The organism is Streptomyces sp. NPDC056224, from assembly GCF_042267665.1.
Taxonomy (GTDB): domain Bacteria; phylum Actinomycetota; class Actinomycetes; order Streptomycetales; family Streptomycetaceae; genus Streptomyces.
This window is the reverse complement of record NZ_JBHJTK010000059.1, coordinates 13,652-36,251: the sequence shown is the minus strand read 5'-3', so window position 1 is coordinate 36,251 and position 22,600 is coordinate 13,652. Positions and strand designations below refer to the sequence as shown.

Annotated in this window: 18 protein-coding genes; 10 read left to right on the top strand and 8 right to left on the bottom strand. The window is 74.1% G+C overall.

The annotated features are described in order from the left end of the window. The first annotated feature begins 123 nt into the window (after positions 1-123). The 3 genes from ACFCZ1_RS35315 (at position 124) to ACFCZ1_RS35305 (ending at position 2,872) form a co-directional block, all read left to right on the top strand. Entirely contained in the window at positions 124-972 is an 849-nt protein-coding gene (locus tag ACFCZ1_RS35315; protein WP_376682380.1) for a class II aldolase/adducin family protein, read from the top strand. A gap of 102 nt (positions 973-1,074) precedes the next feature. After that, on the top strand, positions 1,075-2,331 hold the full coding sequence (locus ACFCZ1_RS35310) for a hypothetical protein (protein WP_376682379.1): 1,257 nt from the start codon (positions 1,075-1,077) through the stop codon (positions 2,329-2,331). A gap of 19 nt (positions 2,332-2,350) precedes the next feature. Then, positions 2,351-2,872, top strand: coding sequence for a DoxX family protein (locus ACFCZ1_RS35305; RefSeq protein WP_376682378.1), 522 nt, complete (start codon positions 2,351-2,353; stop codon positions 2,870-2,872). Here ACFCZ1_RS35305 and ACFCZ1_RS35300 read toward each other — a convergent pair. Continuing rightward, the gene (locus ACFCZ1_RS35300; RefSeq protein ID WP_376682377.1) at positions 2,809-3,042 is read right to left on the bottom strand and encodes a hypothetical protein; all 234 of its coding nucleotides are present in this window, start codon (positions 3,040-3,042) and stop codon (positions 2,809-2,811) included. The two genes, ACFCZ1_RS35305 and ACFCZ1_RS35300, sit on opposite strands and share 64 nt — an antisense overlap. Then, the gene (locus ACFCZ1_RS35295) at positions 3,029-4,357 is read right to left on the bottom strand and encodes a PspC domain-containing protein (protein WP_376682376.1); all 1,329 of its coding nucleotides are present in this window, start codon (positions 4,355-4,357) and stop codon (positions 3,029-3,031) included. Before ACFCZ1_RS35295 ends, ACFCZ1_RS35300 begins: the two co-directional genes overlap by 14 nt. Positions 4,358-4,488: 131 nt before the next feature. On the opposite strand from ACFCZ1_RS35295, the gene ACFCZ1_RS35290 reads away from it, so the two are divergent. The 3 genes from ACFCZ1_RS35290 (at position 4,489) to ACFCZ1_RS35280 (ending at position 7,678) form a co-directional block, all read left to right on the top strand. Next, positions 4,489-5,784 (top strand): PspC domain-containing protein, encoded by a 1,296-nt coding sequence (locus ACFCZ1_RS35290; RefSeq protein ID WP_376682375.1) that lies wholly within the window; start codon positions 4,489-4,491, stop codon positions 5,782-5,784. Next, on the top strand, positions 5,781-6,482 hold the full coding sequence (locus ACFCZ1_RS35285) for a LuxR C-terminal-related transcriptional regulator (protein WP_376682374.1): 702 nt from the start codon (positions 5,781-5,783) through the stop codon (positions 6,480-6,482). Before ACFCZ1_RS35290 ends, ACFCZ1_RS35285 begins: the two co-directional genes overlap by 4 nt. A gap of 83 nt (positions 6,483-6,565) precedes the next feature. Next, complete coding sequence (locus ACFCZ1_RS35280) at positions 6,566-7,678, top strand: alpha/beta hydrolase (protein WP_376682373.1); 1,113 nt, start codon at positions 6,566-6,568, stop codon at positions 7,676-7,678. 78 nt (positions 7,679-7,756) lie between these two features. Here ACFCZ1_RS35280 and ACFCZ1_RS35275 read toward each other — a convergent pair whose 3' ends face one another. Together ACFCZ1_RS35275 and ACFCZ1_RS35270 are read right to left on the bottom strand one after the other, a co-directional pair. Further along, a complete protein-coding gene (locus tag ACFCZ1_RS35275) occupies positions 7,757-8,821 on the bottom strand; it encodes an NlpC/P60 family protein (protein ID WP_376682372.1) in 1,065 nt (354 codons plus the stop codon). A gap of 128 nt (positions 8,822-8,949) precedes the next feature. After that, a complete protein-coding gene (locus ACFCZ1_RS35270) occupies positions 8,950-9,303 on the bottom strand; it encodes a hypothetical protein (protein WP_376682371.1) in 354 nt (117 codons plus the stop codon). A 242-nt stretch (positions 9,304-9,545) separates the two neighbouring features. Here ACFCZ1_RS35270 and pcrA point away from each other — a divergent pair, with 242 nt between their 5' ends. After that, a complete protein-coding gene (pcrA, locus tag ACFCZ1_RS35265) occupies positions 9,546-12,107 on the top strand; it encodes a DNA helicase PcrA (protein WP_376682370.1) in 2,562 nt (853 codons plus the stop codon). Positions 12,108-12,175: 68 nt separating this feature from the next. On the opposite strand, the gene ACFCZ1_RS35260 is transcribed toward pcrA, so the two are convergent. Continuing rightward, positions 12,176-13,696, bottom strand: coding sequence for a peptidoglycan DD-metalloendopeptidase family protein (locus tag ACFCZ1_RS35260; protein WP_376682369.1), 1,521 nt, complete (start codon positions 13,694-13,696; stop codon positions 12,176-12,178). Positions 13,697-13,918: 222 nt separating this feature from the next. Beyond that, the gene (locus tag ACFCZ1_RS35255; RefSeq protein WP_376682368.1) at positions 13,919-14,716 is read right to left on the bottom strand and encodes an esterase/lipase family protein; all 798 of its coding nucleotides are present in this window, start codon (positions 14,714-14,716) and stop codon (positions 13,919-13,921) included. Between the two features lie 174 nt (positions 14,717-14,890). Between ACFCZ1_RS35255 and ACFCZ1_RS35250 the strand changes: the two genes are divergently transcribed. After that, positions 14,891-15,292 (top strand): cobalamin B12-binding domain-containing protein, encoded by a 402-nt coding sequence (locus tag ACFCZ1_RS35250; RefSeq protein ID WP_376682367.1) that lies wholly within the window; start codon positions 14,891-14,893, stop codon positions 15,290-15,292. Positions 15,293-15,397: 105 nt separating this feature from the next. On the opposite strand, the gene ACFCZ1_RS35245 is transcribed toward ACFCZ1_RS35250, so the two are convergent. Together ACFCZ1_RS35245 and ACFCZ1_RS35240 are read right to left on the bottom strand one after the other, a co-directional pair. Beyond that, positions 15,398-16,978, bottom strand: a complete 1,581-nt coding sequence (locus tag ACFCZ1_RS35245) for a DUF5691 domain-containing protein (RefSeq protein WP_376682366.1) — start codon at positions 16,976-16,978, stop codon at positions 15,398-15,400. 300 nt (positions 16,979-17,278) lie between these two features. Beyond that, on the bottom strand, positions 17,279-18,625 hold the full coding sequence (locus ACFCZ1_RS35240; protein ID WP_376682365.1) for an SWIM zinc finger family protein: 1,347 nt from the start codon (positions 18,623-18,625) through the stop codon (positions 17,279-17,281). Between the two features lie 134 nt (positions 18,626-18,759). On the opposite strand from ACFCZ1_RS35240, the gene ACFCZ1_RS35235 reads away from it, so the two are divergent. Together ACFCZ1_RS35235 and ACFCZ1_RS35230 are read left to right on the top strand one after the other, a co-directional pair. Next, the gene (locus tag ACFCZ1_RS35235) at positions 18,760-19,866 is read left to right on the top strand and encodes an AAA family ATPase (protein ID WP_376682364.1); all 1,107 of its coding nucleotides are present in this window, start codon (positions 18,760-18,762) and stop codon (positions 19,864-19,866) included. Next, on the top strand, positions 19,863-22,151 hold the full coding sequence (locus ACFCZ1_RS35230) for a DUF5682 family protein (protein ID WP_376682363.1): 2,289 nt from the start codon (positions 19,863-19,865) through the stop codon (positions 22,149-22,151). The genes ACFCZ1_RS35235 and ACFCZ1_RS35230 overlap by 4 nt, the downstream gene beginning before the upstream one ends. Positions 22,152-22,600 lie beyond the last annotated feature (449 nt).

Genomic DNA, 22,600 nt, shown 5'->3' with positions numbered 1-22,600 from the left:
CGCTCAGCCAGGCTGAGCGGCGGCGCCGTCGTTTCCGTGCGTGCGCGGCCCTGTTCTCCTCGCGCGGGGAGAAGTACCTTGCGCCGACGACGACGGCGGGGCCGGACGGAGGGGGAGCGGGCGATGGCCGAGGAGACGGCGGCGGCGGGCGTGCGGCCCGCCCCGGTGCCGGTGGAGCGGCTGCGCCTGGATCTGCCCCCCGTGCACGGCTCCGTCCGGGAGGCGCGCGCCCACCGCAAGGAACGGCTCGCCGAGGCGCTGCGGCTGCTGGGGCGGCTCGGGTACGAGGACGGGGTGGCCGGACACGTCAGCGCGCGGGACCCGGAGTTCGAGGACTGCTACTGGGTGAACCCCTTCGGGCGGGCCTTTCGCGGGCTGACCGCCGGGGACCTGCTGCTGGTCGACGGGGACGGGCGGGTGCTCCAGGGGGAGCGCAGGGTCAACGAGCTGGCCTTCGCCGTGCACGCGGCCGTCCACCGGGAGCGCCCCGAGGTGGTGGCGGTCGTGCGCACGCAGGCCCCGTACGGCCGCGCGCTGGCCGCACTCGGCGAGCTGCTGGCCCCCGTCACCCAGGAGGCCTGCGCCTTCTACGAGGACCATGCGCTGCTGGACGAGTTCGTGGGAGACGGGGCCGCCGACGCCGCGCGGATCGGGCGCGCGCTCGGCCCGTACAAGGCGCTGATCCTGCGCAACCGGGGGCTGCTGACGGTCGGGGGCTCGGTGGACGCGGCGGTCTGGTGGTTCCTGGCGGCGGAGCGGGCGGCGCAGGCGCAGCTGATCGCACGGGCGGCCGGGAAGCCGGTGCTCGTCGACCACCACAGCGCGCTCGCCACCCGCGAGCGGTTCGGGTCCGACCTGGCGGCCTGGGTGAACTACCAGCCGGTCCGCCAGACGGTGGCGCAGGAGGGGCCGCGGGAAGGGCCTTCGGACGGGCCGCCGGACGGGCGGCCGGAGGTGGCGTCAACATCATGAACCGTTAATCACCTGCTCTGACATCGTGCGCAATCCGGAACACTGCCGCAGTGGTGCACAATTCGCTGGCACTGCACCGTTGTTCAGAGAGGCGGCACGCACGTGGCTGTCCAAGAGGTCTCCCGAAGTACCCATACCGCCGCCTGCACCTGCGAGGAGTGCGCGCGGGAAGGACACCGCCGCGCCGTCGCCGCCTTCCTGGAGAAGCGCGACGGGTTCGCCGCGGGGCAGGGGGTGCCGGCCGCCGTGGCCCATTCCCTCGGAGCGTCCCGCCAGTGGGTCTCCGACGAGCTGACCCTGTCGGCCCGCAGCGTCGCCGACCGCGGCCGGGAGGCCGGGAACTCCTGGCTGTACCTGCTCTCCCGGCGGGCCGTGCTCGCCGTGTGGATCGCCGCCGGGGTCCTGCTCCTCGTCCAGGTCGGCACCGCGCTCGGCACCGGCTGGTCCACGGCCCGCACCGCCGGACTGCTGACGGCCCTGGCGCTGGCCGGGCTGCTCACCGTCGCGGCCCGCGCCCAGTCGGTGCGCGGCGGACTCCTCTCCCCGCTCGTCGGCGAGGACAACCGGCTGTCCACCTCCAAGACCGTGCCCAGCGCCTGGGTCGTGCTGTCGGCGTTCGCCGCGCTGCTGCTCGCGCTGCGGCTGGCGGCCTCGTCGCCCGGCCCGGAGCGGCGGGCGCTGTACGCGGGGCTGGCGCTGGACCGGGCGCTGCCGCTGCTGGCGGTGGTCTCGCTGACGTCCGTCGTGGCCGTGCTGGTGCGCCGGGTGGTCTCCGTACGGATCATGGGCCAGCGGCTGCAGAAGCTGCCCGCCGACCGGCCGCGCGCGGTGGACCTGCTGACGGACGACGCCGGGCGCGGCAGTTTCCCGGACGCGCAGTACGTGCTCGTCTCCACGGTGGTGCTGGCCTACGCGGCGGTGTCGCTGGCCCGCTTCCCGGACCGGCTGCCGCAGCTGCCGTGGACGCTGGCCCTGACGGTGGCCCTGTCGGCCGCGGTGTACCTGGCGGCCAAGTACGCGGAGGGCACCCGCCCGCTGGTGCTGTCGGTGGTGCGCAGACGGGAGCCCGGGGACCTGGACGCGGCCGTCCGCCCCGGGGACGACATCGAGATCCGCGGCGTGGGCTTCGTGCCGCCCGGGGCGCAGACGCCGGAGATGCTGGCCCGTCTGGTCGTACGGATCGGGGCGGTGCACGTGCACGTGCCGCTGGTCCCGGTGGCGGGCGGCTTCACCAATCCCTCCGACGCCGTGCTGACCGTGCCGGTCCCGGCGGAAGTGGAACCGGGGCGCGTCGAGGTCCAGGTGGTCACCGCCGCAGGAGTGGAATCCAACCGCTGCACCATCGACGTGGCCGAGTGACCGGGGTACACATGACTTCGTGACGACCCGAACCGATGTCTCAGTCCTCCCGCCGAAGCGCTCCTCGCTGAAGGAGTCGGCGGCCCGGCACGCCCTGCTGCCCCTGCGGATCTTCCTCGGCGTGACCTTCGTCTACGCGGGTCTGGACAAGCTGACCGACTCCGCGTTCCGCTCCGCCTCCGGCGCGGGCTCCGTCGGCGAGCTGATGCGCGGCGTGCGCGACACCGCTGCCGTCCCCGCCCTGGTGGACCTGGCGCTGAAGGCCCCCGTCGGCTTCGCCGTGATCCTGGCCATCGGGGAGATCCTGGTGGGCCTCGGGGTGCTGGCCGGCCTGCTGACCCGTGTCGCGGCCGTGGGCGGAGCGCTGATCTCGCTCAGCCTGTGGCTCACGGTGTCGTGGGCGGTGACCCCGTACTACTACGGCAACGACCTGATCTACCTGATGGCCTGGACCCCGCTGATCCTCGCCGGTGCGCCCTACCTGTCCCTCGACTCGTTCATCCGATCGAACTGGCCCCGCCGGTCCCGGCGTACGGCGTAGGTCACCATCCCGACGAGCGACGCGAGGCAGAGCCCGCCCAACGCGATCGGGACCACCACGAACCACGGCACGTCGGCCTCGCCGCTGCTGTCGAGCAGGTACAGCACGCCCGCCACCAGCAGGGCCAGGCCCGCGATCAGCCGCCCCGGCTGGAACTCATGACGCCGCACGGGCCACCTCCACCTGTCCCACACCCGCGTTCAGGTGCAGCTCGACCGTCCCGCCGGCCTCGGTGCCGGCGGGGGGCGGCAGGGTCTCCCGCCGGTGCTCGCCGCCGCTGCGGATCCGTACGTCCTGGCTCGTGTCCCCGGGCATCCGGATGTCGCCCAGCTCGATCGTGACGTCGGTCTCGGCCGTCACCTCCCGGGGCACGATCACCTTGAGCCGGCCCGCGTCGAGGGAGGCGGCGACCGCCAGGGTGGTGCCCTTCGGCACGTCCAGCCCGCTGAGGTCCAAGGTGGCGAACCCGGTGTCCGCCTCGTACACGGGCCGTACCTCCGCCACCGCGGCCGGACGCCACTCGGTCTGCTGCCAGTCGGTGCCGATCTCCCGGGGCAGCACGGCCGCGACCGCGAGCAGCCCCGAGGTCAGCAGGGCCAGCACGACCGTCCCGAAGCCGGTCCGCCCCAGCAGGGAGCTGACCGCGAGGCCCAGGCCGAAGACGGCCAGCGCGGCGGCGAGCCCGGTCTGCAGGGCCACGCCCAGCGGATGGCCCTCCCAGGCCACCGCGGTGCCGACGATCCCGGCGACCAGCGCCAGCACGAAGACCCGGCCGCCGATCCCGCCGCGCGGCCGTGCCGGGACGGCGGGCGCCTTCGCGGCCGTCCTGGGAGCACCGGCGGCGCGCACCGCGTCGGCGGCGCCGTCCGGCCCCCACAAGTACCCCGTGGCACCGACCGGGCCGGTGGTGCCGTCCTTGACCAGCGGGTCCCGCCACCACGACGGGGCCCCCGGGGCGGGCGGAGCCTTCGTCTCCGGCGGCGCGGGCGAGTGCGCGTCCGGGGCCTGCGCCTCCGGGGGCTGGACGAGGCGGCGCCGCTGCGACCAGTACGAGGCACCGCCGAGCGCCAGGATGACCAGCACCGAGAACACCGCGAGGCCGCCGTTGTCCAGCATCGACAGGAACAGCGCGCAGCCCACCAGGGCGGCGAACACCGCCGCGAGCGTGGCGCCCTCGACCCGGCCGGTCAGCATCTTCTTCGCCTCGCTGTCGTCCTCGCCCTCCAGCGGGAGCAGCAGCCACGCGAAGCCGTAGAAGATCAGCCCGACGCCGCCGGTGACGGCGAGGACACCGAGGACGATCCGGAAGACCACCGGGTCCAGGTCGAAGTACCGGCCCAGCCCTCCGCACACGCCCGCGAGGACCTTGTCGCGCTTGCTGCGGCGCAGGGGTGGCCGGGCCTCGGGGGACTGGGGTGCCCCGGGCTCTTCCCCCGGGCTTCGTCCGGGGGGACCCCCGGGCGGGGCGTCGTGTACTTCGGTCATGGGTCCATGGTGACGGGCCCCGGCCGCCGCCGGCATCCGGCCCGACCCTGGCACAACCCTGATATCCCGCGGGCCGGATTGGGGGGCAGCCCTGATGTCCGCCCGCCCCCGCGCGTGTGACCATCGGTGACATGCCCCTAGCCGCCGCCCCCCGCACCCCGCACGCGTCCGACATCGAGGACGTCCCGCAGCGCAGGCTCTACCGCAGCGCCGACGGCCGGATGCTCGGCGGTGTCGCGCGCGGTCTCGCCGGGCACCTCGGACTGCCCGTGCTCTGGGTGCGGCTGGCCTTCCTCGGCCTGTTCATGTGGGGGGACGGCCTCGGCGTGCTGCTGTACGCGGCGTTCTGGGTGTTCGTACCGCTGGGCGTCGGCGGCCGCAGCGGACACCGCTCCTACTTCGAGACGCTGCCCGACGGCACCCGCCGCCTGCGCAAACCCGACCGGGGGCAGATCACCGCGCTGATCGCCCTGTGCATCGGCGCGGGCATCTTCATCTCCAAGGTCCAGGTCGGCGGCGCCTCCGGCCGGTACGTGTGGCCGACGCTGCTGGTCGGGGCCGGGGTGGTCCTCGTATGGCGGCAGGCGGACAACTCCCGCCGCGCCCACTGGAACGCGTCCGCCGCGCGGCGCGGGCGCCTGCTCCCCGTCGCCCGGGCGCTCGCGGGTGTCGTGCTGGTCGGCGTGGGCCTCACCGTTTTCATCGTCGTACGCGGTTCCGCGGCGCAGCTCGGCAACGTCCTCACGGCCACCCTCGCCGTGCTCGTCGGGGTCGCCCTGCTCGCCGGACCCTGGCTGATCCGGATGACCCAGGACCTCTCCGAGGAACGCCTGATGCGCATCCGCGCCCAGGAGCGCGCCGAGGTCGCCGCCCACGTGCACGACTCCGTCCTGCACACCCTCACCCTGATCCAGCGCAACGCGGAGGACGCCGGAGAGGTGCGTCGGCTCGCGCGGGCCCAGGAGCGGGAGCTGCGGAACTGGCTGTACAGGCCCGAGGGCACCGGCAAGGACGAGGAGCAGGCGGCGGCCACCCTGGCGGAGGCCGTGAAGAAGACCGCCGCCGAGGTGGAGGACCACCACGGCGTCCCCATCGAGGTCGTGGTCGTCGGCGACTGCCCCCTCGACGAGCGGCTGGCGGCGCAGGTCCAGGCCGCGCGCGAGGCAATGGTCAACGCCGCCAAGTACGGTGGCGAGGGCGGGCCCGTGCAGGTGTACGCGGAGGTGGAGGGGCAGGTGGTGTTCGTGTCCGTACGGGACCGGGGACCGGGCTTCGACATGGACGCGGTACCGGACGACCGCATGGGCGTACGAGAATCGATCATCGGCCGGATGCAGCGCAACGGCGGGACCGCGCGGCTGCGGTCCGCGCCCGACGGCGGCACGGAAGTCGAGCTGGAGATGGAGAGGGCGGCGAACGCAGCATGACCGAGGCAGCGGGCACGACTGAGAACGGGACCGGGGCCCGGCACGTCCGGGTGGTGCTCGTCGACGACCACCGGATGTTCCGCACCGGCGTACAGGCCGAGATCGGCGAGACCGCGCGGACCGGGGTCGAGGTCGTCGGCGAGGCCGCCGACGTCGACCAGGCCGTCACCGTCATCACGGCCACCCGGCCCGAGGTCGTCCTGCTGGACGTCCACCTGCCCGGCGGGGGCGGGGTCGAGGTGCTGCGGCGCTGCGCCCCGCTGATGACGGCGGCCGAGAACCCGGTACGGTTCCTGGCCCTGTCCGTGTCGGACGCGGCGGAGGACGTCATCGGGGTCATCCGGGGCGGCGCGCGCGGCTACGTCACCAAGACCATCACCGGCACCGACCTCGTGGACTCGGTCTTCCGGGTGCAGGACGGGGACGCGGTGTTCTCGCCGCGGCTCGCGGGCTTCGTGCTCGACGCCTTCGCCTCGACGGACGCGCCGCCGGTGGACGAGGACCTGGACCGCCTCACCCAGCGGGAGCGCGAGGTGCTGCGGCTGATCGCGCGCGGGTACGCGTACAAGGAGATCGCCAAGCAGCTGTTCATCTCGGTGAAGACGGTGGAGTCCCACGTCTCGGCGGTGCTCAGGAAGCTCCAGCTCTCCAACCGGCACGAGCTGACCCGCTGGGCCACCGCGCGCCGCCTGGTGTGACCCTCCGGCGGACAACGGTGTGATCCATGCCGCAGCCCGCCCGGGCAACCGGGGCGGGCCGCGGCGCCCTCTACGTTCCCGTGATGAGCTTGACGGGGACCCCCCTGTTCGTGACGGTGATCGCGCTCGGCGTGATCGCCGTCGTCCTGCCGCTGGCCGTGTGGAGCAAGGTGCGCGGGCCCGCCGCCGTACGCGTGGCCACCCGCGCCCTGATGGTGGTGTTCGCCCAGGTCACCGCCATCGCGGTGGTGTTCATCGCGATCAACCGGGACATGAACTTCTACGCCTCCTGGGGTGACCTGCTCGGCACCGGCAAATACGTCACCGCCGCCCCCGACCTCGGGCCGGACGGGCTCGGCGGGAAGAAGGCCGCGGAGGTCAAGGCCGAGCCGAAGGTGAAGCAGACCTTCCAGCCGGTCGAAGGCCTCGGCGGCCGGGTCAAGAAGACCGAGCTCGACGGCAAGATCTCCGGCGTCAAGGGCGACGTCATGGTGTGGCTGCCGCCCCAGTACGACGACCCGGCCTTCAAGGACAAGAAGTTCCCCGTGGTCGAGCTGATCCCGGGCATACCGGGGACGGGCAAGTCCTGGTTCCAGGGGCTCAAGGCGCACGAGGTGCTGGAGCCGCTGATGAAGAGCGGCAAGGTGCAGCCGTTCATCCTGGTCTCGCCGCGCGCCATGCTGCTCGGCAACGCCGACACCGGCTGCGCCAACATCCCCGGCAAGGTCAACGCCGACAGCTGGTTCAGCGTCGACGTCCGCAAGATGGTCACCGACAACTTCCGCGTCTCGGACGAGGCCCGCACCTGGGGCGTGGCCGGGTACTCGGCCGGTGCGTACTGCGCCGCCAAGCTGGCGATCGCCCACCCCGACCGCTACAGCGCGGCCGTCTCCCTGTCCGGCTACAACGACCCCGGCCAGGAGCCCACCTCCCTGGTGGCCCAGGACCCGCAGATGCGCACCGCGCACAACCTGAAGAACGTGCTGAAGGCCGCGCCGACGCCGCCGGCGGTCTCGCTGTGGATGTCGGGGGCCGAGCAGGACGGCTATCTGTCCGGCACGGACCTCAAGGCGATCGCGCAGAGCCCGACGGTGGTGCACGCGGAGAAGGTGGTCGGCGGACACAACCTCGAATCGTGGTCGAAGCAGCTGCCGCAGACCTTCCAGTGGCTCAGCACCGTGGTCAAGACGCCGTAGCGGCCGTTACGCGGGCGGAGGCGCGGCGCGGATGCGAGGCGCTGCGCGGACGGGAGGCGCTGCGCGGGGCGGGAGCCGTCAAGCGGGGCGGGAGGCGCCGGCCCACGGCATCGAGTCGATCGGCGCCACCCGGACCGTGGAACCGGGCCGCGGGGCGTGGATCATCTGGCCGTTGCCGATGTACATGCCGACGTGCGTGACGCCGGAGTAGAAGAACACCAGGTCGCCGGGGGCCAGCTGGTCGCGGGAGACGCGCTGTCCGGCGTTGATCTGGGTGTAGGTGGTGCGGGGGAGGGAGACTCCGGCAGCGCGCCAGGCCGCCTGCGTCAGGCCCGAGCAGTCGAAGGACCCCGGACCCGTCGCGCCCCACACGTACGGCTTGCCGATCGCCCCGTGCGCGAAGGCCACGGCGCGGGCCGCGCGCGATCCGCCGACCGGAGCCGGGGCCGGCGCCGGCGCCGGGGACTGCGCGGACTGCGGGCCGGCGGCGGGGGAGGCGCCGACCGTACGGGCCTCGTAGGCGGCCCGCTGCTCGGCGGTGAGCTTGGCCAGCAGCTGCTTGGCGGTGGCGAGCTTGCCCTCGATCTCGGCCTTGTGCCCGGCGAGTTCGTCCCGCTGCGCGCGGAGCTCGGCGAGCCGCCCGGCGGCCCGCTCCCGCAGTTTGCCGACCTCGTCGATCTTGCGGCGCACGGTGCTGACCCCGGCGGCGTTGCGGTCCCCGGCGCGGGTGATGAAGGAGGCCTGCGAGAGGTACTCCTGCGGGTCGGCGGCCGTCGCCAGTTTCACGGCCGCGCCCAGGGTCCCCCCGCTGCGGTACTGACCGGCCGCGAGCGAACCGAGCGCCCCGCGGGCGGCGTTGAGCTGGTCGGTCTTGCGGGCGGTCTCGTCGCGCAGTCCCGCCAGCGCCTGCTCGGCCTCGTCGGCCTTCTGCTTCGCCCCGTTGTACCGCTCGGTCGCCGCCTCCGCCTCCTCGTAGAGCCGGTCCACCTCCGACTCGACCTGCGCGGCGGTGGGCTGCGGGTCGGCCTGGGAGGTGCCTTCGAACGCGGTGGCGGTGGCAGCGCCTGCGAGGGCGAGGGTGGCGGCGGTCCGCACCGTGCCGCCGGAAAGCGGGCGCTGCCTGGGCTTTCGATGACTGGCCACGAGGGCCTCACGTCCTTCCTCCGTCGGTGCCTGGAGGAGGACGCTAGACCCGGAGGTAACGGCCGGATGACGGGATGCCCGCAAGTGACCTGATGCGACCGGGGATGGCCGCACGGGACCGAAGTGGATCAGTGCCAGAGGGTGGCGATGAAGATATTGACCACGGTCAGTCCGCCGACCGCGCCGAACAGCGCCTTCTCCACCCGCTCCTCGTCGCGCTTCACGTAGACGAGGGCGAGGATCACGAACAGGATCGCGAGCTTCACGCCGATCTTGATGTTGTTGACGGCGGAGCCGTCCATCTCGCGGAAGCCGACCAGGAGCACGCCGGTGACCAGCATGGTCAGCGCGCCGTGCAGCATGGCGGGCACGAAGCGGGCGGTGCCCGCGCTCATCGCCTTCATCTGGGTCAGGAAGCCGCCGAGGAGCGAGGCTATGCCGATGATGTGCAGGCCGACGAAGACATTGATCAGGACGGTCATGCGTCGAGCGTACGGGGCGGCCTTCCGCGGCTTTCGGGCGGGCCGGGGGCAGGGCGAGGGCGGGGCGGGGGCGGGGCGAGGGACCCGGCTGTTCCCCCGGGAGGCAGCGCCCGCTGCCGTCGACGCGGACGACCCGGGCATCCGTTCGGTTCTGCGTACAGTTGGTACTGCTGACGCTCGCCTTGGGCTATTTTCCGGGCCCGGAACCGGCTGTCGGTCCCGCCCCCTAGACTCGGAATGCGATGAGCAGCCTCTTTGACGACAGTTTCCTGGCGGACCTCACCCCCTCCGACGAGGTCCCGCCGCCGCCCGAGGACCACGCCGCCCCGGAAGCGGGCGCGGACGATCTCTTCGGGGGCCGGTTCGACGTGCCCATGAGCGGTGACGCGTACTACCGGGACGGAGCCCCCAGGCCCGTCATCGACCCGGCGGCGCTCCTGGACGGGCTGAACGAGCAGCAGGCCGCGGCCGTGGTGCACGCCGGCTCCCCGCTGCTCATCGTGGCCGGCGCCGGCTCCGGCAAGACCCGGGTGCTGACCCACCGCATCGGCCACCTGCTGGCCGCGCGGAACGTCCACCCCGGTCAGATCCTGGCGATCACCTTCACCAACAAGGCCGCCGGTGAGATGAAGGAGCGCGTGGAGGGCCTGGTCGGTCCGCGGGCGAACGCCATGTGGGTCTCCACCTTCCACAGCGCGTGCGTGCGCATCCTGCGCCGCGAGTCCAAGCGGCTCGGCTTCACGTCCTCGTTCTCGATCTACGACGCGGCCGACTCGAAGCGCCTGATGGCGCTCGTCTGCCGCGACCTGGACCTGGACCCGAAGAAGTTCCCGCCCAAGGCCTTCAACGCCAAGATCTCCAACCTGAAGAACGAGCTGATCGACGAGGAAGCCTTCGCCGACCAGGCCGCTGGGGGCACCTCCCAGACGGAGTCTGGGGGAGGCTTCGAGAAGACCCTCGCCCAGGCGTACGCGATGTACCAGGGGCGGCTGCGCGAGGCCAACGCGCTCGACTTCGACGACATCATCATGACCACCGTCCACCTGCTCCAGGCCTTCCCGGACGTGGCCGAGCACTACCGGCGCCGCTTCCGGCACGTCCTGGTGGACGAGTACCAGGACACCAACCACGCCCAGTACACGCTGGTGCGCGAGCTGGTCGGCACCGGCTACCCGGACCTGCCGCCCGCGGAGCTGTGCGTGGTGGGTGACGCCGACCAGTCGATCTACGCCTTCCGCGGCGCGACCATCCGCAACATCCTCCAGTTCGAGGAGGACTACAAGGACGCGACGACGATCCTGCTGGAGCAGAACTACCGCTCCACGCAGACGATCCTCTCCGCGGCCAACGCGGTGATCGAGCGCAACGAGAACCGGCGCGCCAAGAACCTGTGGACGCAGGCCGGCAGCGGCGCCGTGATCACGGGCTACGTCGCGGACACCGAGCACGACGAGGCGCAGTTCATCGCCGACGAGATCGACCGGCTGACGGACGCCGGGGACGCCAAGGCCGGCGACGTGGCGGTCTTCTACCGGACCAACGCGCAGTCGCGCGTGTTCGAGGAGATCTTCATCCGGGTCGGGCTGCCCTACAAGGTCGTCGGCGGCGTCCGCTTCTACGAGCGCAAGGAGGTCCGCGACGTCCTCGCGTACCTGCGCGTCCTCGCGAACCCGGAGGACAACGTCCCGCTGCGCCGCATCCTGAACGTGCCCAAGCGCGGCATCGGCGAGCGCGCCGAGGCGATGATCGACGCCCTCGCGATGCGCGAGAAGATCACCTTCCCGCAGGCGCTGCGGCGCGTGGACGAGGCCTTCGGCATGGCAGCGCGGTCCACCAACGCGGTGAAGCGGTTCAACGTGCTGATGGAGGAGCTCCGTACGATCGTCGACTCGGGCGCGGGCCCCGCGGTGGTGCTGGAGGCGGTGCTGGAGCGCACGGGCTACCTCGCCGAGCTGCAGGCGTCGACCGACCCGCAGGACGAGACGCGCATCGAGAACCTCCAGGAACTCGCGGCGGTGGCGCTGGAGTTCGAGCAGGCGCGCGAGGTGGCGGCCACCGAGGCGGCCGAGGCCGGCGCCCCGGCCCCCGGCCCCGGCACGCTCGCCGAGTTCCTGGAACAGGTCGCGCTCGTCGCCGACTCCGACCAGATCCCGGACGAGGACACCGAGGGCAGCGGCGTCATCACGCTCATGACCCTGCACACCGCCAAGGGCCTGGAGTTTCCCGTGGTCTTCCTGACCGGCATGGAGGACGGGGTCTTCCCGCACATGCGGTCGCTCGGCCAGACCAAGGAGCTGGAGGAGGAGCGCCGCCTCGCGTACGTCGGCATCACGCGTGCCCGCGAGCGGCTGTACCTGACCCGGTCCTCGATGCGCAGTGCGTGGGGGACCCCCTCGTACAACCCGCCGTCGCGGTTCCTGGAGGAGATCCCGGCCGAGTACCTGCAGTGGAAGCGCACGGGCGCGGCGCAGAAGCCGGCCGGGCCGATGCGGAGTTCGGGCTACGGGTCTTCCGGCTCGGGTTCGGGCTTCGGCGGCGGCAAGGCTTCGTTCGGCACCTCGCCGGAGTCGTTCCTGTCCTCGCCGCGTGCGAAGTCGGGCCCGTCCGGGTTCGCGACGCGCCGGGCCACCGACAAGCCGGTCATCGCCCTGGTGGTCGGGGACCGGGTCACGCACGACCAGTTCGGGCTCGGCACCGTCATGGAGGTCAAGGGAGCGGGCGCGGACGCGCAGGCCACGATCGACTTCGGGGACGACAAGCCGAAGCGGCTGCTGCTGCGCTACGCGCCGGTGCAGAAGCTCTGACCCCCTGGGGGGGCTGACGGGCTGACGAGCTGGGGCTCAGGGGCTCAGGGGCTCAGGGGGTTGGCGGGTTACGTCGGGTCCAGGCCGTGGCTGCGGAGCCACGGCAGGGGGTCGATCGCGGACCCGCCGCCGGGCCGTACCTCGAAGTGCAGGTGCGGGCCGGTGGAGTTGCCGGAGTTGCCCGAGTAGGCGATGACGTCGCCGGCCTTCACCTTGCCGGACCGGATCTTGGTGCTGCTGAGGTGGCAGTACCAGGTCTCGGTGCCGTCGGGCGAGGTCACTATGGCCATGTTCCCGTAGGCGCTGTTCCACTGCGTGCGCACGGTGCCGTCGGTGGCGGCCATGACCGGGGTGCCGTAGGAGACCGGGAAGTCGATGCCCGTGTGCACGGACATCCACATGCCGCCTGCCTGGCCGAAGCTGGCGCTGAGGCCGTGCTGCCCGACGGGGATCGCGAACTTGGGGCGGGCCGCTTCCTTGGCCGCGGCTTCCTCCGCCTTCTTCTTCTTCTCCTCGTCCTGGCGCAGACGCAGGTCGATGCGCTCCTGCGTACGGCTCGCGCGGTCCGCGAAGTCGCCCGCGTCGGCGCTGAGCGCCGCCAGCTGGGTGTCGAGCTTGGTGTTCGCCGCGACGGGCTTGACGGAGGCCGGGTCGGGCGCGGCCATCGTGGTGGTGTCCTCGGCGGGCTTGTCCGTGCCGGTGAGCCCGCCGACGGAGGCGGCGGCGACGCCGGCGACGCCCATCACGCAGGCGGAGGGCACGGCCACCGTCAACAAGGCGGAACGCTTCGCCGGGGTGCGGCGACGGCTGCTGCCGCCTGCTTTGGCACCCGTCCTGGCACCCGTCTTGGCGCCCGTCTTGCTCTCGCCCTTGGCGGCGGTCCGGCGCGCGGCGCGCGGCACGGAGGTCACGGGAACGGCCTGGGTGGGGAGGTCGTGAACCTCGTACACCTCGGGCGCTTCGGTGACTTCGGAAGCCTCGGGCGCCTCGGGCGTTTCGAGGGCTTCGGGCGTTTCGTCGGTGACGTGCTCGAAGACCGCGGTCTCGCTGTAGGCGGCCGTCTCGTACGTGTACTCCTGCTGCGCGAACTCCTGCCCCTGCTGCGCGGGCTGCTGGTACTCGTACCCGTACATGTAGCCGGTCTCGGGCTGCGGCTGGTCCTGCGTCTGCGGGACGGTGTTCCAGGCGTTGGCGTCGTACGCCCCCGTCTCGGTACCGGTGACGGTGCCGTAGCCGGGCATCGCCCAGTGGCCGGTGTGCTCGGCGGAGGTGTCGTAGCCGAAGGAGGCCTGCGGCTGCTGGTACTCGGTGTAACCGGAGTAGTCCGTACCCGGGGCGCTCGGCGTGCTCCAGGCGCTCCCCGCGTCCGCGGGTGCGCCCTGGGCCGGGATCGAGGACAGGTAGGGGTCCTGCGAGGTCCACGCGGTGGTGTCGTACGCGCCGGTCTCATAGGAGCCGTATGCCGCGTAGTTGACCCCCTGGCCCTGCGTTTCGTAGGAAACGTAGGTCGAGTCACCAGCGAAAGTGGTGGTGGCAAGGCCGTCATACCCGGGATCCGGGTACTGGCCCGGCGAGGGGCGGTCGTTCACCAACTTCTCTTTCGCCTCGGCATTGGGGGCCTGGGTGGCCGGGGAACGCGGGGTTCACCGGAGGAGAGCAGTGGCGTGACTGTACCCGGCGGTTACTGGCAACGACAATCTTCGGCGGGCTTCCATATCCCGGGAACCGGGCATTCGGCCGTCTTTCGGTCGCACAAAGACGCACCCTTGGCCTTGAGTTCGAAATTCGTTCGACTCTTCGTCGTGGTGCGTCTATGCGACGGACGTGGCCTGCGAACTCCCGGCCGACACCGGCGCGGGCCCGTCGAGGGCGCGCCGGACCGCCGCGATCACGGTGGGATGCGCGGGCAGGGCGAGGTGCCCGATGCCGGTGACCTGCACGTTCTCCACGCGCAGATCCGGGTGCTCGATCCGGGCCGTACCGACCGGGCTCATCAGCGTGTCGAACTCGCTCCAGAACGCCACGCACCGGGTCGCGCAGCCGGGCGCCGGCGCGGCCAGTTCGGCCAGCACCTCCGAGTCGGGGCGCATCTGCCGGACCAGCGGGTGCGCGTCCATGAAGGGGGCGACCAGCGTGCCGGAGTGCGGGGTGCCGAGCGTGACGAGCGTCCGGACGCGGGCGTCACCGCCGAGGCGCTGGACGTAGTACCGGGCGACCAGTCCGCCCAGGCTGTGGCCGACCAGGTCCACCTGCTCCTGTCCGGTGCGCGCGCACAGCTCTTCGACGCGCCGGGCCAGATGGCGGGCGGTCACGCGCAGGTCGCGGGTGAAGGGCGAATAGTTGTACGCCTCCACGTGCCGCCCGCCCCCCGCCCCGAGGGTCCGGCGCAGCAGGACGAAGACGGAGCGGTTGTCGGTGAACCCGTGGAGGAGGAGGGCGGGCGGGCGCGTCGCGGACGAGCGCGCCGCCGGCGGGCCGGCGCCGGCCTTCTCCTGGCACACTCCGGTGGGATACATGAGGAGGCGCCCGCCGAGCACGACCACCTCGAGTGCTCCGGCCCGCAGCGCGGCGCCGGATACGGGAATGGACACGGGTACGGACAGCCCCATCGACGGCCTCCCCTGAGCCTCCTGGGACTGCGGCCGGTCGCGCCACCGTGCCGTGCGGCTGCCGGCACGGTGGCGCAATGCCGTCCCACGTGTGATTTCCCCCTCCTGGTTGACCGTGAAACGGCGGCGTGCGCGATGCTGTACTTAACGTTCGTTCACTCGGGAGGCAGTGCGATGGGTGTGACCGGTCCGATCCGTGTGGTGGTGGCCAAGCCGGGTCTCGACGGCCACGACCGCGGCGCGAAGGTGATCGCGCGGGCGCTGCGTGACGCGGGCATGGAGGTCATCTACACGGGCCTCCACCAGACCCCCGAGCAGATCGTGGACACCGCCATCCAGGAGGACGCCGACGCCATCGGCCTCTCGATCCTCTCCGGCGCCCACAACACGCTCTTCGCGCGCGTGCTGGAACTCCTCAAGCAGCGCGAGGCGGAGGACATCAAGGTCTTCGGCGGCGGCATCATCCCGGAGGACGACATCGCCCCCCTGAAGGAGAAGGGCGTGGCCGAGATCTTCACCCCGGGCGCGACCACGACCTCCATCGTCGACTGGGTCCGCGCCCACGTCCGCCAGTAGCCGTCCCGCGTCCGCCGGTGGCCGTCCCGCGTCCGCCGGTGGCCGTCCCGCGTCCGTCCGGCGCGGGACGCCCTGCCCGCAGGGCCCCGCCCCCGGAGGGCGGGGTCAGGTCGGGGCCAGCTCCGCCAGCATCGCCTCGCGCAGGCGAAGGGTGGCCACCAGCCGCTGAAAGGCCTCCGCCCAGTAGGCGGCCGCGCCGGACGCCGCGTCCGGCGGCGCCGGGGCCGCCGCGGTCAGCATCTCCAGCCGCCCCGCCTCCGCAGGATCGAGGCAGCGCTCCGCCAGCCCCATGACACCGCTGAAACTCCACGGGTAGCTGCCCGCCTCCCGGGCGGAGTCCAGCGCGTCGACCACCGCCCGCCCCAGCGCCCCGGCCCACGGCACCACGCACACCCCGAGCAGCTGGAACGCCTCCGACAGCCCGTGGGCCCGTATGAACTCCGCGACCCAGTCGGCCCGTTCCGCATCCGACAGCGTCTCCAGCAGCTTCGCCCGCTCCGCCAGCGAGGCCGTCCCCGGCCCGGCCGCGGGCGGCGCGGACGCCGCGCCGAGCAAGGCGCGCGACCACCGCGCGTCACGCTGGCGCACCGCCGCCCGGCACCACGCCGCGTGCAGCTCCTCCCGCCACTCCTCGCCCCCGGCCACCGGCAGCGCCACGATCTCCGCCGGGCCGAGCCCCCCGAACCGCTCCCGCCAGCAGGACAGCGGGGCCGCCTCCACCAGCTGGCCGAGCCACCAGGCCCGCTCCCCGCGCCCCGCGGGTGGCCGCTTGACCACCCCGTCCCGCAGCATTCCCGCATCGCACTCGGCCGGCGGGGTCACCCCCTCGGGGCCCACGCAGGCCAGGGCGCGCTGCGCCATCCGCCCGGCCAGCGCCGAGCCCGGCAGCGCCGACAGCAGTTCGGCCGCCGTCGCGCGGACGTTGCGGCTGCGGTCGCCCAGGGCCGCCTCCAGGAACGGCTCGTCCTGCGGCGACAGCCCCGACCGCAGCGAATCGAGGAACATCAGCCGGTCCTCGGCCCGCTCGGCGGCCCAGGTCGTCGTCAGCAGCCTCGGCGCGGCCGCCGCCTCGTGGGCCCGTACGGCACCCAGCAGCGCCACCCGCTCCGCGAACAGCCCCTCCTGCCACAGCCGTTCCACCGCGGCCCGGTCCGTCACGTCCGGCAGCTCCCCGGCCCCTCCGGCTCCGCCGCGCAGGGCGAACCGCCAGTCCGGATTCAGCCGTGCCAGCCACATCCCCCGCGCCCCGGCCAGCGCCAGCGCCGGTGCCCTCAGATCCGTGCGGGCCCGGGCCGCGTCCAGCAGCGCGGGCACGAGCGCGGCCGGTGAGCGGTATCCGTGCCGGCCGGCCGCGGCCAGCCACTGGGGCAGCAGTTCCGTCAGATCCGGGGCCGCGCCGCGCCGCCCGCCGCTTGCCGCGGCGGTCCGGCCGGCCAGCAGTCGCGCGAGCCGCTGCCGGGCCGCCGCCGGCGGCTCCGGGCGCGGGTCCCGGGGCGCGGGCTCCGGGCGCGGTCCGGCCTCGGCCGGCCGCAATCCGGCCCGGCGCCGTACGGTGTGCACGGCCGCCGCGTCCAGCAGCGCCTCCGGCGAGCCGGCCGGGCCCCCGCCCCGGCGCCGGTCGGTGCCCAGCAGCGCGGCGCCGACCAGCTCCTCCCAGTCCCCGTAGCCCTCGTCGCGCTTGTCCATCGAACCCTCCCCCTGTCCTCTGTCCTCTGCCTTCTGCCCTCTGCGAGTACTGCGCCCCGGTCCCGCCCCCTCCGCGGGACCGGAGCTGTCGATGCCGCCGTTGAATGCGTTCAGCTGGCGTGGTTGTCGTTCATGGCAAAGCCCCCCGGCTTCTCGTCACGTCACACCGGCGCTCCCGCGCCGCCGTGTCCTCCCCGTTCCCCTCCCCGCCGCCCCCGCGGCACACGGGCCCCCAGGCCCCCGGCGATTTCCTGCGCGCCGCCCGCACCGTGTGCAGGCCGGCCGGGCCGCTCGGGCCCTTCAGGCCAGCGGCACCGGCTCGGGTGAACCCGGCGGCCAGGCCGTCAGGGGGGTGAAGCCGCGGTGGCCGCACTCCCCGAACACCGTCACCGGCCCCCCGCCCGACAGCGCGGCGAGTTGCCACAGGCCGGGCCGGGAGCGGCTCCCGGCCCCGGTGAGGGGCACCGGCAGGGCGGAGGTGCCCTCCGCGTCCGCCAGCTGCCAGCCGAGCTCACCCGGTATCGGGATCACCGGGCCCAGCACCACCGGCCAGGACTCCAGCCACGGGTCCTGCCGCAGCGCCGCCCCATAGGCCTCCAAGGCGGCCCCCGTGCCCACCCCGGCCGGAACCTCCGCGCACGGCACGGCCGCCGGCCCCCTCTCCCCGAGATCCGCCCGCAGCCCCGCCGACCCGGGCCGGAAGCGGACTTCCGCCTCCAGCGCCAGCCCCACCGGCAGCGCCAGCCCCGGCGGCCGCCCGGGCGGTCCGAAGTCCAGCACCAGGGCGGGCCGCCCGCTCTCCAGCCCGCGCAGCCATATCCGGCGGGTGGTGAGCCGGCCGTCCGGCGACACCGAGTCGTACTGGGCGAGCACCAGCCATCGGTCCCGTACGGCCTCCCCCTCCCCGGAGGCCGGCAGTCCGACCCGGCTGCGCACCGTCGCCGCCAGCTCCGGCGGCAACGCGGCGACCCCCAGCCAGGCCCGGTCCAGCAGGTGCAGCAGCGCCGCCTCCTCAAGCATCCGGGCGGGCCAGCCGGGGCCGCAACTGGGTATCGTCCCCAACTCCCGGACCCGCGCCGCCAGTCCGGGTGCCTGGGCGTCGACCATCCGGGCGGCCGTCTCCTCCCACCCCGCGTACCCCGACTGTTCCTGGCCGGCGAGACCGCCGCGCAGCAGATCGGCCAGCCGCTGCTCCAGCTCGCCGACGCCCGCGCCGATCCGCGCCGCCCGCCGCTCGGCCCGCCGCCGGGCCCCCTCCCCGTCCGCCGGCCCGGCCGCCGCGGCGGCGGCCGGGCGCGCGGCCTTCGCCGCCCGGTCCGCCAGCCACTGCGCGGCCCACTCCGGCGCCTCGCCCGGCTCACCCACCCCCTCCGCCGACCAGAGCAGCAGCAGCCCCAGCGCGTGCTTGCAGGGGAACTTCCGGCTCGGGCAGGAGCACTTGTACGCCGGTCCCGCCAGATCCACGACCGTCCGGTACGGCGTGCTGCCGCTGCCCTTGCACAACCCCCACAGCGAACCGGAAGCGGAACCTCCGATCTGCGACCACGGACCCGCCCCGCCGAGCCTGCCTCCCGCCTTGCGTGAGGCATCGTCAGGAGCCAGAGCCAGTACCTGTTCCGCCGTCCAGCGGACCTGCTGCTCAGTCATGTGAACCACCGTACGGACCGCCTCTGACAATTGCCCTGACCTGCAACAACACCTCGAACAAGCTGCGTTGTCAGTGCCGTGGTGCACCGTGGACGCAGCAGTCGGGAGCGACTGCCGAGCATTGGAGGGGGACCATGACCATGCCCGAGGACACCAAGCGCGCCGAGGCGCTGCGACCGCACGCCGAAGACGCCTTCGCACACGAACTGAAAGCCCTCGCGGCGGCCGACGACCGTCCCCGTCCGGCCCGTTGGAAGCTCTCCCCCTGGGCCGTCGCCACGTACCTGCAGGGCGGCACGCTCGCCGACGGCACGGTCATCACACCCAAGTACGTCGGGCCGCGCCGCATCGTCGAAGTGGCCGTCACCACCCTGGCGACCGACCGCGCCCTGCTCCTCCTCGGCGTCCCCGGCACCGCCAAGACCTGGGTCTCCGAACACCTCGCGGCCGCCGTCAGCGCGGACTCCACCCTCCTCGTCCAGGGCACGGCCGGAACGCCCGAGGAGGCCGTCCGCTACGGCTGGAACTACGCCCGCCTCCTCGCCCACGGACCCAGCCGCGAGGCCCTCGTCCCCAGCCCCGTCATGCGGGCCATGGCCGACGGCATGACGGCGCGCGTCGAGGAGCTCACCCGCATCCCCGCCGACGTCCAGGACACCCTCATCACCATCCTGTCCGAGAAGACCCTCCCGATACCGGAACTCGGCGAAGAGGTGCAGGCCGTGCGCGGCTTCAACCTCATCGCCACCGCCAACGACCGCGACCGCGGGGTCAACGAGCTCTCCAGCGCGCTGCGCCGGCGCTTCAACACGGTCATCCTGCCGCTGCCCGCCACCGCCGAAGCCGAGGTCGACATCGTCGCCCGCCGCGTCGACCAGATGGGCCGCTCCCTCGACCTGCCGGCCGTGCCCGAGGGCCTGGAGGAGATCCGCCGCGTCGTCACCGTCTTCCGGGAGCTGCGCGACGGAGTCACCGACGACGGCCGGACGAAGGTGAAGTCGCCCAGCGGCACCCTGTCCACCGCCGAGGCCATCTCCGTCGTCACCGGCGGCCTGGCCCTGGCCGCCCACTTCGGGGACGGCGTGCTGCGCCCCTCCGACGTGGCCGCCGGGATCCTCGGCGCCGTCGTACGGGACCCGGCCGCCGACAAGGTCGTCTGGCAGGAGTACCTGGAAACCGTGGTGCGCGAGCGGGACGGCTGGAAGGACTTCTACCGCGCCTGCCGGGAGGTGACCGTATGAGCCCACTGCTGCTGGGCGTGCGGCACCACGGGCCCGGCTCGGCCCGCGCCGTGCGCGCCGCCCTCGACGCGGCCCGGCCGCCCGCCGTGCTCATCGAGGGACCGCCCGAGGGGGACGCGCTGCTCGCCCTGGCCGCCGATCCCGCGATGCGGCCGCCCGTGGCGCTCCTCGCGCACGCCGCGGACGACCCCGGCCGGGCCGCGTTCTGGCCGCTCGCCGCGTTCTCCCCGGAGTGGGTGGCGATCCGCTGGGCCCAGGAGGCCGGCGTCCCCGTCCGGTTCATCGACCTGCCCGCCGCGCACTCACTGGCCGCGCGGGAGGAGGGCGGGGAGCCGGACCCCGCCGGGCCGGACCCCCTCGCGGTACTGGCCGAGACCGCCGGGTACGACGACCCCGAGCGCTGGTGGGAGGACGTGGTCGAGCACCGGGGCTCCGGGGCCGCACGGGACCCCCTGGCCCCGTTCGAGGCGCTCGAAGAGGCCATGGGGGCCCTGCGCGAGGGTCCCGGGGGCGGCGGTCCCGGGGGCGGTGGTTCCGGGCGCGGTGGTTCCGGGCGCGACCTCCTGCGCGAGGCGTACATGCGGCAGCGGATGCGGGCCGCCCGCAGGGAATTCGGCGACGCGTACGCCGTGGTGTGCGGGGCGTGGCACGTCCCGGCACTGCGCGCGAAGACCACCGCGGCCGCCGACAGGGCGCTGCTCACCGGCCTGCCCAAGGTCAAGGTGGAGACCACCTGGGTGCCCTGGACCCACCGCAGGCTGGCCCGGGCCGGCGGGTACGGAGCGGGCATCACCTCGCCCGGCTGGTACGCGCACCTCTTCGCCGCCCGGGACCGGCCCGTGGAGCGCTGGCTGACCAAAATCGCCGGGCTGCTCCGCGAGGAGGACCGGCAGGTCTCCACCGCCCACGTCATCGAGGCGGTGCGGCTGGCCCGGGCCCTGGCCGCGATGCGGGGGCGCCCGCTGCCGGGACTGACGGAGACCATGGAAGCGGTCCGGGCGGTGATGTGCGACGGGTCCGACGTACCGCTCGCGCTGATCGAGGACCGCCTGGTCGTCGGCGACGTGCTCGGCGGGGTCCCGGACACGGCCCCCGCCGTACCGCTGCACCGCGACCTCACGCGGCGGCAGCGCTCCCTGCGGCTCAAGCCCGAGGCGCAGGACCGCGAGCTGGAGCTCGATCTGCGCAAGGAGACCGACGCGGCGAAGTCCCTGCTGCTGCACCGGCTGCGGCTGCTCGGCATCGACTGGGGCGTACCCGCCGCCTCCCGGGGCGCGACCGGCACGTTCCGGGAGACCTGGCGGCTGCGCTGGGAGCCGGAGCTTTCGGTGCGGGTGGCCGAGGCCGGGATCTGGGGAACCACCGTCCCGGCGGCGGCCACCGCCAAGGCGGAGGCGGATGCCGCGGGCGCCGGGGAACTGGGCGAGGTCACGGCGCTGGCCGAGCGGTGCCTGCTGGCCGGGCTGTCGCAGGCGCTGCCCGCCGTGCTGCGGGCGCTCGCCGACCGGGCGGCACTGGACACCGATGTGGCGCGCCTGGCCAAGGCCCTTCCCGCGCTGGCCCGTTCGCTGCGGTACGGAGACGTCCGGGGCACCGACGCGGCGGCCCTCGGCACGGTGGCGGCCGGGCTCGCGGAACGGATATGCGTGGCGCTGCCGCCGGCCTGCACCGCCGGGCTGGACGCGGACGCGGCGGCGGAACTGCGAGCCCATGTGGACGGGGTGCACGGGGCGGTCGGGCTGTTGGCGGAAGCGGACGAGGGGCTGCGCGAGCGCTGGTCCGCGGTGCTGCGGACACTGGCGGGCCGGGAGACCGTGCCGGGCCTGATCCGCGGCCGCGCGGCCCGGCTGCTGCTCGACGGCGGATGGCTCCCGGCCGGGGAGACGGCCCGGCTGATGGGGCTCGCGCTGTCCCCGGCGGCCTCCCCGGCCGATGCGGCGGGCTGGATCGAGGGCTTCGCCGGGGGGAGTTCGGGCGGCGGCACGCTGCTGGTCCACGACGACCGGCTGCTCGGCCTGATCGACGCCTGGCTGACGGGGGTGCCGGAGCGCGCGTTCACCGACGTACTGCCGCTGCTGCGGCGGACGTTCGGGGCGTACGAGCCGGGAGTGAAGCGGACCCTGGGCGAGCTGGTCCGCCGCGGCCCCGGCGGCCCGGCGGCGCGGTCCCGGACCGGCGCGGCCCCCGAGGGCTTCGCCCCGGAGCTGGACCCGGCCCGCGCGGACGCGGCCTTGGACCTGGTCCTGCTCCTGCTGTCGCCGCCGGGCCGCCTCCCGGCGGGGTAGCGGCGGGGTGGCGGCGGGGTGGCGGCGGCGCGAGGGGGCACCGAGCGGTCCCCCGCCCAGGGAGCGCGGGAGCATCCGCCGGTCCGCCGGTCCGCCGGTCCGCCGGTCCGCCGGTCCGTCGGCCGGGAGGTCCGGCGAGGCGGTGGCGGCACGGCCGGTCGCAGGCGCGGGCGGCGGCAGGCGCGGGGCACGGCAGGGGCGGGGGAGACCGGTGGCGGATGGCCGCCGGTACACGACGAGTCGAAGGGGACGGACAGATGACCGGTACGGAGAACCCGGCGGTGACCGACGCGGCCGGCACGGGCAGCGGGACCGGCGGGACGCCCGGGCCCGGCCCGGCGCGGAGCGCCGACCCGTACGGCGCGGCCGCCGCGGGCCGCCCGGGCGCCGGGCCGGAGGGGGAGCCGGCCGGCGGCGGGGGCGGCGCGGGCGACACCGCCGGGGCCGAG

Excerpts from the sequence above, each read along its gene's own strand:
- ACFCZ1_RS35315 (WP_376682380.1), top strand. The coding sequence starts at position 124 with ATGGCCGAGGAGACGGCGGCGGCGGGCGTGCGGCCCGCCCCGGTGCCG.
- ACFCZ1_RS35295 (WP_376682376.1), bottom strand. The coding sequence starts at position 4,357 with ATGACCGAAGTACACGACGCCCCGCCCGGGGGTCCCCCCGGACGAAGC.
- ACFCZ1_RS35290 (WP_376682375.1), top strand. The coding sequence starts at position 4,489 with ATGCCCCTAGCCGCCGCCCCCCGCACCCCGCACGCGTCCGACATCGAG.
- ACFCZ1_RS35285 (WP_376682374.1), top strand. The coding sequence starts at position 5,781 with ATGACCGAGGCAGCGGGCACGACTGAGAACGGGACCGGGGCCCGGCAC.
- ACFCZ1_RS35280 (WP_376682373.1), top strand. The coding sequence starts at position 6,566 with ATGAGCTTGACGGGGACCCCCCTGTTCGTGACGGTGATCGCGCTCGGC.
- ACFCZ1_RS35270 (WP_376682371.1), bottom strand. The coding sequence starts at position 9,303 with ATGACCGTCCTGATCAATGTCTTCGTCGGCCTGCACATCATCGGCATA.
- pcrA (WP_376682370.1), top strand. The coding sequence starts at position 9,546 with ATGAGCAGCCTCTTTGACGACAGTTTCCTGGCGGACCTCACCCCCTCC.
- ACFCZ1_RS35255 (WP_376682368.1), bottom strand. The coding sequence starts at position 14,716 with ATGGGGCTGTCCGTACCCGTGTCCATTCCCGTATCCGGCGCCGCGCTG.
- ACFCZ1_RS35250 (WP_376682367.1), top strand. The coding sequence starts at position 14,891 with ATGGGTGTGACCGGTCCGATCCGTGTGGTGGTGGCCAAGCCGGGTCTC.
- ACFCZ1_RS35245 (WP_376682366.1), bottom strand. The coding sequence starts at position 16,978 with ATGGACAAGCGCGACGAGGGCTACGGGGACTGGGAGGAGCTGGTCGGC.
- ACFCZ1_RS35240 (WP_376682365.1), bottom strand. The coding sequence starts at position 18,625 with ATGACTGAGCAGCAGGTCCGCTGGACGGCGGAACAGGTACTGGCTCTG.
- ACFCZ1_RS35235 (WP_376682364.1), top strand. The coding sequence starts at position 18,760 with ATGACCATGCCCGAGGACACCAAGCGCGCCGAGGCGCTGCGACCGCAC.
- ACFCZ1_RS35230 (WP_376682363.1), top strand. The coding sequence starts at position 19,863 with ATGAGCCCACTGCTGCTGGGCGTGCGGCACCACGGGCCCGGCTCGGCC.